7 protein-coding genes are annotated in these 13,534 nt (G+C 66.7%); all 7 read right to left on the bottom strand.

The features are described from left to right. Entirely contained in the window at positions 1-2,928 is a 2,928-nt protein-coding gene (locus tag ABB55_RS05775; protein WP_160321171.1) for a DEAD/DEAH box helicase, read from the bottom strand. An 89-nt stretch (positions 2,929-3,017) separates the two neighbouring features. Continuing rightward, positions 3,018-4,421 carry an EH signature domain-containing protein gene (locus ABB55_RS05770; RefSeq protein ID WP_054357962.1) on the bottom strand — a complete coding sequence of 468 codons (1,404 nt, stop codon included), beginning with the start codon at positions 4,419-4,421 and terminating at the stop codon, positions 3,018-3,020. Then, a complete protein-coding gene (locus ABB55_RS05765) occupies positions 4,418-5,284 on the bottom strand; it encodes an OmpA/MotB family protein (RefSeq protein WP_054357961.1) in 867 nt (288 codons plus the stop codon). Before ABB55_RS05765 ends, ABB55_RS05770 begins: the two co-directional genes overlap by 4 nt. Before the next feature lie 14 nt (positions 5,285-5,298). Continuing rightward, a complete protein-coding gene (gene zorA, locus ABB55_RS05760) occupies positions 5,299-7,305 on the bottom strand; it encodes an anti-phage ZorAB system protein ZorA (RefSeq protein WP_160321169.1) in 2,007 nt (668 codons plus the stop codon). A 788-nt stretch (positions 7,306-8,093) separates the two neighbouring features. After that, positions 8,094-9,029 carry a restriction endonuclease gene (locus ABB55_RS05755; RefSeq protein ID WP_054357959.1) on the bottom strand — a complete coding sequence of 312 codons (936 nt, stop codon included), beginning with the start codon at positions 9,027-9,029 and terminating at the stop codon, positions 8,094-8,096. Between the two features lie 194 nt (positions 9,030-9,223). Further along, positions 9,224-11,785 carry a polynucleotide kinase-phosphatase gene (locus tag ABB55_RS05750; protein WP_054357958.1) on the bottom strand — a complete coding sequence of 854 codons (2,562 nt, stop codon included), beginning with the start codon at positions 11,783-11,785 and terminating at the stop codon, positions 9,224-9,226. Next, positions 11,782-13,170, bottom strand: coding sequence for a 3' terminal RNA ribose 2'-O-methyltransferase Hen1 (locus ABB55_RS05745; protein WP_054357957.1), 1,389 nt, complete (start codon positions 13,168-13,170; stop codon positions 11,782-11,784). Before ABB55_RS05745 ends, ABB55_RS05750 begins: the two co-directional genes overlap by 4 nt. Positions 13,171-13,534: the final 364 nt, after the last annotated feature.

The following is a 13,534-nucleotide window of genomic DNA, read 5'->3' as shown; positions in this document are numbered from 1 at the left end:
TCATCGGCCGAGCGTCGCCCCGAACAACTCGCCCACATCCCCCTCCGAGGTCGGCGGCGCCAGCATGGTGCGGGAGAGTTCGCGTTTGCGCTGCAACAGGTCATGCAGTCTTTCGTCGAAGGCCGCATCGGGATGGTCCGGATGGACGGCAAGCGGAATGTGGATCGTGACTGGCTTCGTCTGTCCGATCCGGTAGCAGCGGTCATTGCACTGGTCTTCGACCGCCGGGTTCCACCATCGACTGAGATGCACGACATGGTTGGCGGCCGTGATGTTGAGGCCGACGCCGGCCGCCTTCGGAGACAGGATAAGGACGCCAAAACCCGGACCGGTGGCAGCGAAGTCGTCGACGATCCTGAGGCGCCGCTCGCCCGGCGTGGTCCCGTTGACGATGCTCGGGCGGCGCGGCAGGTCGAACAGCGCTGCCAATCCGTCGGCGAGCGCGTCCTGCATGGCCAGGAACTCGACGAAGACGAGGACCTTCTCCCCGCGCGCGCGAATGTCGCGCAGGATTTCGACGGTCTTCGAGAGCCGAGCGGACCGGCGCGCGAAAGCTTCAAAACGGTCCGCGGACGTGACGTTGACGCTTGTCGCGTCCTGCGGATGCAGCGACAGGCCGCGCATGCCGTGAAGAACGCCGAGCATGAAGCCCGGCGAGCGGTCCGGCTGCCGCCGCGCCTCGGCGATCAGGTCGCCATAGGCCTGCCGCTGCTCCTCAGGCATCGGGGTCTTGTAGACCCGCTCGACCTTGGGCGGCAGCGCGTCGGAGCCGAGCAGAATGTCGGCCTTCATGCGGCGCTTCATAACCGGCGGCACGGCGCCGGCGGGTTGATCGAGGAGCGACTTCAAGGCCACCAGCTTTTCAGGGTCGCCCTCGCTGTAGTTCTTTGAGAAGGATTTCAGATCGCCCAAATAGCCAGGCGTCAACCGGTCGAACAGGCACCAGAGATCTTCCATGCGATTCTCGATCGGCGTGCCGGTCAGTCCGACGACGAAATCGGCGTTCAGCGCCTTGGCGGCCTTGGTGTTCAAGGTGGCCGGTGCCTTGACCTTCTGCATCTCGTCAAACAGAACCAGCGAGAAGGCGATCGGCCCGAAGGCCCGTTCGTGGTCGGTCAGCGTCTCGTAGGTGGTGAGGATCCAATCGGCCTCGCGCAGGCGGGATCGGTCGAGCGTCTCGCCAGGGTCGCTGCGCCGATCTGCGGCGAGCTTCAGGTCGGCGAGGTCGCGGCCGTAAGCCTTCACCAGGCGGCCCAGCGCCTCAGGCGTCAGGCGTTCGGCGCATTCCTTCTCCCAGTTGCGCAGAAGCGCGGTCGGAGCGACGACGAGCACCGGGCCCTGCGCCACCGCCGCCGTTCCGCGCCGCAGGGCGAAATCCGCATTGCGCCGCCGCCAGGCCATGAAGGCCAACGCCTGGAAGGTCTTGCCGAGACCCATATCGTCGGCCAGCAGCACGCCTGGCCAACCGGTGCGCCAAGCCTCGACGAGCCAGCGGAAGCCTTCGACCTGGTGGGCCTTCAGCGGCGCAGGGCCCATCAGTTCGCCCGGCGGGACCAGGGCGATGCACGCGGCTCGCGGTTTGAGCAGAAGTTCGTAGTCCAGTCCCTCAAAGTTGGTCTTGGCGATGACCAGGACCAACCGCTCGGCCTGTTCCGGGTCAGCCGGGGAGGGTGGCGGTCGATCTCCGTCCGCTGCTCCGGCCTCCCGGTTGGCAGCCTCCGTGCGTTCGCGCTCGCTCTTGAGGACGGCTGGGGCGGCATCGATCGGGATCGACTGGCCGCGGATCACCATGTGGGAATCGCCGCGTGCCTCTGCGGCCTCGTAGGCGCGCTCCAGATCGGCGAGTTCTTCCGTGCTCAGCGGCCGCGGATCGACAGGCGCGCCATCCTGCGTCCACCCGCTCTCCGGCAGCCAACCGTTCGGCTGCCGCGTCATCCATGGGATCGACGGCGGCTCCCACAGGCCGAGACCGGCGACGCGATCCGAATAGCCCTCGGTCTCGACGAAGAGCGTCGCGGTCGGCGCGGTCTCGTCGGTGCCGCGCAAGGCCTCCGCAAGGGCGGCGCGCGGATTGCGCAGGAAGGCACGGCGCTCGTCCGGGCTCGCCCGCCGCTTGGCCTGGACCACGTCGAGCGCGCGCTTCAGCGTCGGGTCGACCAGGACGAACCGGTTGCGGCCGTGCAGCCGGTAGGCATTGCGCGTCGACCCGCTCATCGCGAAGGCGCCGAGGAAGGCGCGATAATCGTCGGCCGACAAAAGGCTTCCGGCGGACCCGACCGGTGCGGGCGCATCGGTTTCGCCGCCGCCGTCCCGGAGGCCCGGCCCGACGTCGTCGGCCGGGGCATCGTCGTCGAGCGAAAGCGCCTGCGAACGCGCCATCAAGAGCGGCGTGAAGTCGTCGCCTTCATTGATCTCCAGCGCGAACGCCCCGGCCTGATAGAGGGTGAAGGTCTCCAGGAAGCCGTCGCGGCCGACCTCGCCGCCGGTGGTTCGGGCGAGGGCGTGCTGCATCGGCATCCAGGCCGCGACCCGCGCCTCGAAGTCCGCGCCGCGTGTCTTGTTATAGGCCTCGGCAGCCTCGACGACGGCCAGAAGAGGCGCCGAGAGCCGCGCCGACTTCTCGCCCCAGTGCAGGACGAGACCATTGCGCGCGGGCTTGATCTCGCGCGCCGACTTGTCGGTCCAGCGCAGGCGGAGATGGCCGTCGGGCGTCTCGACGCGGCCCTCCAGCGCGACGGCGAGGCCCAGTTCGGCCAGCGGCGGCAAGCCGACCGCGTCGGCGATCTCGGCGGTGAGGGCGGCGGCGGCCGCTATCGGCAGCCGGACGGCGTCGGCCGTCGCCGTGGCCTCACCCCGGTCGAGGAGTGCGTCGAGTGCGCGACAGACGGCGCGCGGGGCTCCGGCATTCGGCCACTCTGCGCGGGGCACTGGCTTCGGGCCGAATCCCAAGAATGACTTGAGAAGCCTGATCTCGACGGCGTCCGGTTCGACACGCGCTTCGAAACGTATCGCCATGGTCAGACCTTGTAGTCTTCGGGCGGAATGCGCACGCCGGTGATCCGGAACAGATGTTCGGCGACGCGCTTCTGCCAGGAATAATTTATTGTGCTATCGTGTGAATAAACTCCATTCATTTCAAGATCTATTTTCCTTGAATTTCCTATTCTATCTTTTCGTACATCATTGGCAAAATACTCTTTTTTGTGTAGATTTGGCGCATCGGACGCGTTTAAATCGTCCCAAATATTGCATGTGCCTGTATGACTCCAGTCGGCTACCAGAGATCGTCCAATTCTCATCAGCAGTACAGAATGGCCCCGGAGTAGTTGCCCATCTCCACGCTTCAGGCGACCGAAAGGTGAATCCTTGAAGGCTCTCTCCGCAATATCGACACCGTGGCTCTCGAACGCCACATAGGCGTCGTCGATCAATCCCGCATTGTAAACTGAATACCAGAATGCTCGACGATATCTCCATTGCCTTTGTTGTGTTTCTTCTTGTTCTTCCTCCAGGATTTTATCCACCACATCCAGGAACTGCCTGAGCGACGCCTTGACCAGCCAACGCTTCACCACCGCGGCAATGTCGTCCATGCCGATCCAGTCGCCGCGGCGGATGCGCGGATCGCCGAACAGGTCGAGGACCACCCCGCACAGAAGACCGGTATCGGCCTCCGACAGGCCTTGCGAGGCAAGAGGCATGACCAGCGCGCGCGCCACCTCGGCGCGATGCTGCGGGAAGGCGAGCTGCCCGCCGTCGTCGAGGGCGAATGTCCTGACACGGTCGATCCAGGCCTTGGCACCTGTCGGGCGTTGGCTGGCGATCTCTTGCAGGCCGGCGCGATAGCCCGCTTCGACGAATCCCGCGCGCGCATCGAGGGTGGCGGCGCCTGTATCCCGCAGCACCGCGGCGACGCTGGTGCCACTCTGCAGCGCAACGCGCGCAACTCGGCCGGCGGCCTGGGCTCCGTCGAAGACGCCAAGCCGGCCTTGCAGTTTCCGCCACGGTTCGCCGGCCGCTTCCGCGCCATTGCGCAGCGATTTTGCGATCCTGTCGAGTTGTGGCCGATCCGGTGCAAATTCGGCGAGATAGACCGAGGCGAGTTGCCGGTATGGCCGTGGCCGCCGCGAGCCCGTCACCCGCTCGAGCACGGCCCCGAGGCCGGTAGAATCCTCGGCGATCGCCGGCATGGTCGTCCACAGGCACCATGCCGCGCGGTTCCAGTCGCGGACGGCGGGTTTCCTTCCCGACTCGATTGCCGCCAGAAAACGCGCGGCGACGACCGAGAGATCCTCGCGTGGCCTCTTGTCGAGCGATGCCATCTGCGAGCCGCGCGCCAGATCATAGTCGGCGGTCAGGCTCTGCTGGCGGAGCGGCCGGGCTTCGAAGCGCCACTGGGCCAGGCTCTGGCGCAGGCTCACGGCTCGCCTCCCTTGAACGTGTCGATGCGCAGTTTCATCTGAACGACCAGCGCCTTGATCTCTTCGAGACCGGCGGTCGGGTCGGTGTCCATGACGAAGCGCAGGTCGATGCGGCGGTTCTTCGCCCAGGCGTCCCGGGTTCCCGACGAGTCGAGGCGGCGCGTGGCCGAATAGCCGGAGATGGACAGGATCTGCTCCGAGCGCCGATTGGCGATGTCGCGCAGACCCGGGGCTCGCGTCGTCAACTCGCGGTATGTATTGGCGGCGCGTTCCGCCGAAAGCGTCCAGTTGCGCTCGTCGTTCCCGGTCTCGTCGGTATGGCCTTCGACGAACACCGTTTCGATCGCCGCCTCGGTTGGTCCTCGGCAGGACGGCGGCAGAGCGCCGGCGGCGCAGGGCGCGTAGCGCGGCAGGACCTGAGCCAGGACGACGGAGATCTTTCCGATGTTGTTCAAGGCATCGGGGCGCAGCACAGACTTGTCGGGATCGAAGCGGATGGCGTTTTCGGTCAGTCGCAGGACATCGCCGGCCTTGGTCAGCTCGACCACGATGTTCTCGCGTCTCAGAAGATCGGCGACCTCGCGCAGCAGTTTCAAGCGCAGTTGATTGGCCTGCCGCAACTCCTCGAGGTTGACCTCGATCTTGTGCTGGATCTCCTGCAGTGTCTCGGCCAGCCGCGTGGCCTGGTCGATCTTGGCCTGCTGCTCTGCCGTCGTGGTCTGTTGCGTATCGGTCTGATCGCGGAACACGAGGGCGAAACTCATCAGCAGGATGATGAAGATGAACAGCATGCCGACCATCATGTCGGTCATCGACACGAAGTAGTTCTCGCCTTCGCTTGACTCTGTCTCTTCAACCGCCATGGCGTCCCGCCCCTTCACTTAGCCGCGGGGCGCTGAGCCGTGCGCTCCAGGAAGTCTTCGAGCGTTTCGTGCAACGCCTCGAAGGTCTCGGCCAGCCGGTCGGTGGCGCCGCCGAGGCTGGCGGCGATGCTCTTGGTGTGTTGGTCGACATCGCCGATGAAGCTGCGCATCGCCTCCTGGTGCCGGCTGACCTCCTCGTGGAACCGGTCGGCGGCGCGCCCGAAATCCTCGTCCACGCCCTTGAAGCGCGCCTCGTAGTCCTTCCAGGTCAAATCGATCCGCGCGAAATGCGCGGTCAGTGCGTCGGCGACGGCGCGCGCGGCCTCGGTGGTCGTGGTCAATGTCGTCGCCGATGCGGTCACGGCGCCAGCCATGCGTTCGGTCGATGTCGCGATCCGCTCGCCCTGCGCCAGCAGGGGCTGGCTGGCGGTTCTCACGTCCGATGCGACCCGACCGAAAGCCTCGGCGGCCTCGCGCGAGCGGCCGGCGACGCCGTTGATTTCGGCGGTCTGGCTGGCGAAGGCCGTTCCGACCGAGCGCAGCGTGTCCGACAGGCGGGCGATGTCCTCGCGCAGCGAGCCGATGACCGCGCCGACGCCGGAGCGGATCGCCTCGACCGTCTCGCGGGCCGCCTCGGAGGTGATCGCGGCCGCCTCCACGGAGGCCTGCCGGGAAATTTCCGCGGCCGCGTCCGCCGCTTCCGCGGCCCGCCGGGCTCCCGCCTGTCCTTGTTCGATCATGCTGGTCTGGATCGCCGCCAGCGCCTCGGCGACGCCGGTCATCTGGCCTTGCAGCCGGTCCGTCACGGCCGCCATGGTCGCCTCGACGGACCCAGCCGCGCCGCTCGCCGAGCCGCCGAGGTCCTGGCTCGCCTGCGCGACGACCCGGGCCATGTTCTCGGCCGCCTCGTTCAGCCGGCGCGCGAAATCCGATCCCGAACCGGTCAGGTCGTGCCGGATGGATTCGAGCGCCGCCCTGGTCTCGCCCAGGGTGCGGGCCATTTCGCCGAGCTCGGCTCCGGCACCGCCGCGCAGCGATTCCGTGAAGCGTCCGAGTAGTTCGTCGACCCCGCCGCGCGAGGTGTCGACGACCTGGGCCATGGCGTTGTCGAGCCTCGTGGTGATCGGCTCCATCGCGACGCCGATGGCTGTCCCGATGTTGTTCCCTGCCGTTTCGCCGAGCCGGGTGAAGAAGCGGTCGCTGTTGATCTCCTTCAGTTCGTTACGCTGTTCCTTCAGGATCTCGATCGTTTCCAGCGCAGCCTTCTGCGCCGGATAGTAGGTCAGCCGCGTTTCCACGGCATGGCAGAAGGCGTGGAAGGCCTGCTCGATCCAGATCTGATAGGCGCGGAAGATCAGCGACAAGAGGAGCGAGGCGCCCAGTCCGGCGATGGAGGTGGCGAACTTGAACGTCGCCGCCTTGAGCAGTGCGTTGAGCGACCCGGTCATTTCCGCGGCCGACCGGGCATCGGTGGCGCCGGCGGCCTTATGGAGCGCGAGCAGCAGGCCGATGAAGGTCAGAAGCAGGCCCGTCCCGACGAAGAAGCCCGGAATGGCCGGCATCATCTTCAGCCCGAACAGCCGCTCGCGCGCATCCGCGACATTGATGAAGACCTGCGGCCGGACCGTGCTGTGCACGACCCCGTCGCGCTCGTAGGTCGTGTCCCTGAATTTCAGCCAGGCATCGCCGACCAGCCCATTGCGTGCGAGCCGCGCCGAGATGGCCTCGATCCCGTCGGCAAAAATCTTCGGATCGGCGCTTTGGCCGAGCAACTTCCGGGCGCTGCGGAGCCACAGAAGCACGAACAGGACGTGGCAGACGAAGAAGGCCACCGCCAGGGCGACGGCGAACTGCATGATTCCCGAGGCCAGCGCGAAGGCGAAATGTGCGTTCGATACGCCGTCGAAGCGCCCGGGTCCGTCCGGCGCGGCCGCCACGCGCATGAGTTCGTCGGCGACGTGCTGCCAGTCGGAGAACGGCATCACCTGCGACAGACCAAACTGCGCCGCCGCTACGATCACCCAGAACAACACAATCCGAAAAATACCCGTAACCACGTCCGATCGCCCCCGACCGCCGGCTTCCCTGCCCTTTGCCGGCAACGACAGGTTAGGGTGAACCGGCAATTGCCGCAATCTGCCATGCGCCCTTAAGGTATTCATCGACGACAATGTTCGCCCGTTCGGCGAGGCTGCGGTGGCGCCTCGCAACCGTCGCCCGCAGTTTGCCTCCCTTCACAATCTCCAAAGCTCTCGCCTAAGTTCCCTCCAATGAGCACATCCGCCTTCCACCCCGAGGACAAGGCCCGGTCGTTGATCGACCGGCAGCTCGGCGCGTGCGGGTGGCTGATCCAGTCGAAGGCCGAGATGAACCTCGGCGCAGGCCTCGCGCTGTATCGCCGAGGTACCGAGGCATCTGGTGCGGGAAGAGGGGCAGGTCCGCTTCGAACATGTCGCCTCGGGTATCGAAACGCTGGTCCGACACCATGCCGATCCCGATCCCGGTCCCGCGATCGCCCCGTGGAAGGAGGACTAGAACCTGAATCGCCCTCATTCAGCTCTTGGCAATCGATCCCCTGCCGAGTTTGCCGCAACAATGCCACCGGAAACGCAGGCCACATGCGGCCCAGAATAACCCTTGGAACTCTCCCCTGAGCCGGAAGAGAACAGGGTCTCAGGCCACGCACAGTCCAGCAGCGCCCGCCATTGGGTCCGATTGCGCATCCCGGCCGGATGACTGAGGCGGAGACGGTCCGGGGACTTACGTGACGTGGCCTTTTGGGCTTGCCGTATCGGCGCAGCCGTCGAACTTATCCTTCTGTGAAGAAATCCTCGTCGAGCCGCTGGATGTCGATGCGGCTGTGCAGGCGGGTGCCAACGCCGTGTTCGATCATCAGGGCGGAGAGTTGCTCGCCGTCGATGAGGACGACGCGCTGCGGCAGGTTGCGGGCGTAGTCGATGGCGGCCTTGGTGAAGCTCGAGGTGGTGACGAAGACGCCCTTGGTGGCGCCGAATCCGACCAGGGAACCGACGAATCCCTGCACCTCGGGCCGGCCAATCGGGGTGCCCTCGGCATAGCGCTTGGCCTGGACGTAGACACGGTCGAGGCCGAGGCGGTCCTCGTTGATGACACCGTCCACCCCGCCATCACCGGACTTGCCGAGCTGCTCGGCCGCCTGTTTGAGGCCGCCGCCGTAGCCCATGGCGACCAGCAGGTCGACGATCAGGCGCTCGAAGAAGGCCGGCGTGTTGTCGCGGATCCGCTCCAAGAGGTCAGCCCGAAGGGCTGCGTTGAGGGCGCGGTGCGCGGCCTCGATCTGCTCCTCGGGCGTCGCCTGCTTCGGCGGCTCGGCCGGGATGCTTTTACCCACCGGCCCAGCCGATGCGGCCTCGGCCTCCTCCGCCCCCTGTTTCCGATAGAAGGCGCTGAAATCCGGGTAGGTGAGCAGGAATTCGGTGTCGAGCCGCGCGGGCGGAGCGGCGAGGAGGGCCCGCCCGGCGTCGGTGGCCACGAAACGGCCCCGGGCGGGCGCGGCGATCAGGCCCGCCTTGGACATGTAGAACTTCGCCCAATGGATCCGATTCTGGAGGATGCGCTGACGGCCGCTCGGGAGCAGCTCCTCCCGCTCCGCGGGCGTGAGAGCGAAGGCGTCCGCGACCTTCTCGGCGACGTCGGCGACGCGGGTCTCGCCATCGGCGGCGGCGCGCAGGACGGGGAGCATCAGGGTCTGATAGTCGGGGATCATCGGAACCTGTTTCGTTCGGTCAGAGCAACAACACCCAAAGGCTAACCCGCTCGGCTCATTCGTTCCCCTCCGCGGACTTGAGCCGGTCCTTTTGGGTCAGATCGTTTCGATCCGACCCAAAAGGACCGGCTCAAGCCATTGAATTGGGAGCGTTTCCTTATCGATTGGATGATGCCATCCAATCGGGAAATGCCCTAAAGCCTCGGATCGACGGGCTCGCTTTCCAGCGCCAGGACGCCGAAGGCGCATTCGTGCACGCGCCGGAGCGGCTCCTTCGCGACGAACCGCTCGAGCGCCTCGATGCCCAGCGCGAACTCGCGGATCGCGAGCGAACGCTTTGCATGCAGGCCGCGCTTTCGAAGGCGTTCGAGATTGTCGGGTGCGTCGTAATCCGGGCCATAGATGATGCGCAGATAGTCGCGGCCCCGGCATTTGACGGCGGGCTGGACGAGGCCTTTCGAACCGTGTCCGATGAACTCCATCGGCTTCACGACAATGCCTTCGCCACCCTTTGCCGTCAGGTCCAGCCACCAGGCCATGGCCGTTTCGGCCGAGACCGGATCGGCCAGATCGACGACCTGCGCTTGGGTCGCCTGGAACAGGGGATCGTGACGCGCCAGCGCCGCCAGCGTCTGCAGGTGCCAGTCATGCGGCTTGTCGTGATGCACCGCGCCTTCGCTGGCCAGAAGATGGAAGGGCGCGATCTTGACGCCGTCGAGGCCGGATGTCGGCCAGCAATACTGGCGCACGGCGGCGGCATAGCGCTCGCTGCGCGCCAACTGCCCGGACAGCCTGTCGCCGATGCCGCCCACATCCACGCCCCGCGCGGCGGCTGCCGCAAAGACGGCCTCGGCCGCCGTGAGGCCGGCGCGTGCGGACGCGGCGACGGGCGCATATTGCTGCTCGATGAGCGCCTGGGCCTTGGCGGACCAGGGCATGATCTCGGCATCGAGGCAGAGCCAGTCGGTGTTCAGCGTGTCGAACAGGCCCGCCTCGGCGGCGGCTGCGGCGGTTCGCTCCAGCACCGCCCGCTCGTCCGCGCGATCGCTGAAGAAGGTCCGGCCCGTGCGCGTGTAGACCGTGCCGATGGCCTTGCCCGTGACGCCGAAACGCCTGCGCGCGGCTTCGGCATCACGGCAGACCACGATGACGGCGCGCGAACCCATATGCTTTTCCTGGCAGATCGCCGTGCGGATGCCGAGCTTGCGGAAATAGTCGAGCGCCTCCCGCGGATGCTCCAGATAGCCGTCCTCCTTCGACGTCTCCGAGGGCGACATGGTCGGCGGCAGATAGATCAGCCAGCGCGGATCGACCGCGAAGCGCGCCATCACCTCCAGCGCGGCCGCCGCGTTGCCCTCCCGGATCGTGATGCTGTTCCACAGGCGCGTCTGGACGATCCGCTTGCCGGCGACATCGCCGAGATCGAGCGCGGCGTCGTTTTCCTGCTGCGCCGAGAGCGCCGAAGCCGGATGGGCGAGCGGCCGCACCGGCTCCACGTAGACCCGCCGCGCGCGCTCCGCCACCAGCTCCATTTCGGGGTAGCGCAGCGCCGTCAGCGCGCCACCGAAGACGCAGCCGGTGTCGAGGCACAGCGTGCCGTTCAGCCATTCGGCGTCGAGCACGGGCGTGTGGCCGTAGACCACCTTGGTCTTGCCGCGATACTCGGCCGCCCAGTTGTGGCGGACCGGCAAGCCGTATTCGTCGGTTTCGCCGGTCGTCTCGCCATAAAGGCAGAATTCGCGAACCCGCCCCGAGGCGCGCCCCTGCATCTGCTCCTTGATGCCGGCATGGGCTATGGCCAGCCGGCCGCCATCGAGCATGTAATGGCTGACCAGCCGGCCGATGAAGCCCTTGACCCGCGCCTTGAAGGCGGTTCCGGCGGCCTCCAGCTCATCGACGGTCGCCTGCAGGCCATGGCTCACGGTGACGTTCTTGCCCGCGAGCCATTTCTCGACCTTGGCCTCATGGTTGCCGACGACGCACAAGGCGTGGCCGTCCGCGACCATGTCCATGACAAGGCGCAAGCTGTCGGCGACGCGCGGGCCGCGGTCGACGATGTCGCCGACGAAAAGAGCCTTGCGGCCCGCCGGCGGCACGACACGGCAGCGCCGCTCGCCGTCCTCGTCGGTCCAGGCCAGCGCGTAGCCGAGCCGGACGAGCAAGGCTTCGAGTTCGTCCGCGCAGCCATGCACGTCGCCGATGATGTCGAACGGGCCGACCTCCTCGCGCCTGTCCGTCCAGAGCTTCTGGCGCGTGATGACGGCGTCGTCGATCGCCGCGCGCGACATCAGCTGATGGATTTCGCGGAAGCCCTCGCGCTTCAGGCCGCCGAGGCCCTTGCGCAAGGCCGACCGCTGATTGCGAACGACATGGGGGCCGAATTGCCGGTCGGGCCGCAGTTTGTTGCGGTCGAGACAGATGTCCTCGCCCGGATCGATGACGATGGCGGCGCAGAGCGCATCCCAGCGCTTGGCGATGGCGGTGAGCTTGGCCCGATCCTCCGCACGCACGTTGGTCGCGTCGACGACCGTCAGCATGCGCCGGCGCATGCGGATCTCGATCAGCGTCTGCACCAGCTCGAAGGCATCCGGCGTCGCCTCCAGACTGTTCTCGTCGTCGGCCACGCGCCCGCGCGCCCAATCGGACGATACGATCTCGGTCGGCTTGAAATGCTTGCCGGCGAAGGTCGTCTTGCCGGAGCCGGAGGCGCCGATCAGAAGGACCAGACAGAATTCCGGAAGGAGAATCGAGCTCATCGCTGGAAGACCGCCATCTGCGAGGGGGCCCCATGGGCGTCGTCCACCGGCCCCAGCGGCTCGGTCGTCCAGCGATAGCCGTAGTCTTCGCCGATCCGGGCGCACCAGGCCTCGAACTCCGCACGCGTCCACTCGAACCGGTGATCGGCATGGCGGAAGCGACCGGCCGGCAGCGTCGGAAACAGCGCGTTGTAGTCGGCATTGGGCGTCGTCACGATCACGGCATCGGGCCGCGCGTCGCCGAAAACAGCGCGCTCCAGATGGTCGAGCCTGTCCGGCTCCACATGCTCGATGACTTCGACCAAAGCCGCCGCGTCGTAGCCGCGCAGCCGCTGGTCCCGGTAGATCAGGGCGCCGTGCAGAAGCGTGATGCGGGCGCGCTGCAGCTCCGGCAGGCGCTTCAGTCTCTCGTCGGCGCGGGCCAGGCTGACGCTCGACACCTCGACGCCGACGATCTCCTCGAACTGTTTCTCCTGAACCAGCCGGCGGATCAGCTTCGCCTCGCCGCAGCCGAGATCGAGGATGCGTTTCGCGCCCAGGTCCTTCAGACGCTGGGCGACGGTGTCGAGGCGAAGGTCGTGCAGCCGCAAAGGCGTCTCGATCGTCGCCTCGGCAGTGTCTTTCGGAGCGGCATCGAGGGCGGTCTCCGCCTCGCCTTCATCGCCGGCAAGCTGCGCCAGCGCATCCTGCACCAGCGAGCGGCGGTGCTTGAGATAGCGATTGACGATCAACTCCTTGAGCGGATGGTCTTCCAGCCAGCCGTCGCCCTTGGCCATGAGCTTCTGCAACTCGTCGTCGCCGACGAAATAGTGCTTCCGGTCGTCGAGCACGGGGATCAGGACATAGAGATGCGTGAGCAGCGCGGACAGCCGCGTTGTCGCCTTGAGCGTCAGTGCGACATAGGGGCTGTCGCCCCAATCCGTCCGGACCGGGTCGAGGGCGATCGGCTCGACGGTGACCTCGTAGCCGAGCGGCACAAAAAGATCGCGCACGAGATCGGCGCCGCCCCGGGCCGGCAACGGCGTCACCGAGGCCGCCAGCGGGATGGCCGCATCGGCCAATGCCTGCCGGTCCTTGCTTTGCCCGGCGATGGCTTCACGCCAGGCGCGACCCATGGCGACGGACAGGAATGAGGACGCGGCGTAGGGCCGGTCGTTCACATACTGATCCATCAATCCGCCGGCATCGCCCTTGCCGCGGACAAGACCGATGGGATCGACATCGAGCACGAGCGCGGCCGTGCAGCGATCCTCCGAGGCTTCCGGATAAACCGTGAGCGCACGGCCAAACGAAAGTTCGGTTTCATGCATGCGCGCAGGGTTCTTGCGCAGCAAATAGCCGAGATCCGTTGCCGGACGATGGGTTGTGGTAACGGAAAGAAACATAACGCCCGGACTCTACGACTTCGCTGTATTCAAAGGTGGTCCCGATCGATGGGGGGGTGCCCCACGACAGCTAGGCGGGACGCCCGTCGGGGTGCCGGGCGCAGGGCGGCGCGCCGGTCCGTTGCGGTGCCGGGAGGGCGTCGCCCAAACGGCGCTGCCGCGCCGGTCGCCCAGAACAAGACCATCCGGCCAATGCCCGCATCCACACCCGATCGCCCCCGACCGCCGGCTTCCCAGAACGGCGCCGGCAACGACAGGTTAGGGTGAACCGCCCCTTGCTGCAACGTGCTGGTTCAACTCCGTACCGGCTCAACGCTCCGGTCCCGATCGCTCGATCGCCGGCCGTTCGAACCCGCCGCCCAAA

The organism is Prosthecodimorpha hirschii (assembly GCF_001305515.1).
GTDB lineage: Bacteria > Pseudomonadota > Alphaproteobacteria > Rhizobiales > Ancalomicrobiaceae > Prosthecodimorpha > Prosthecodimorpha hirschii.
This window is presented reverse-complemented; position numbering and strand designations above follow the sequence as displayed.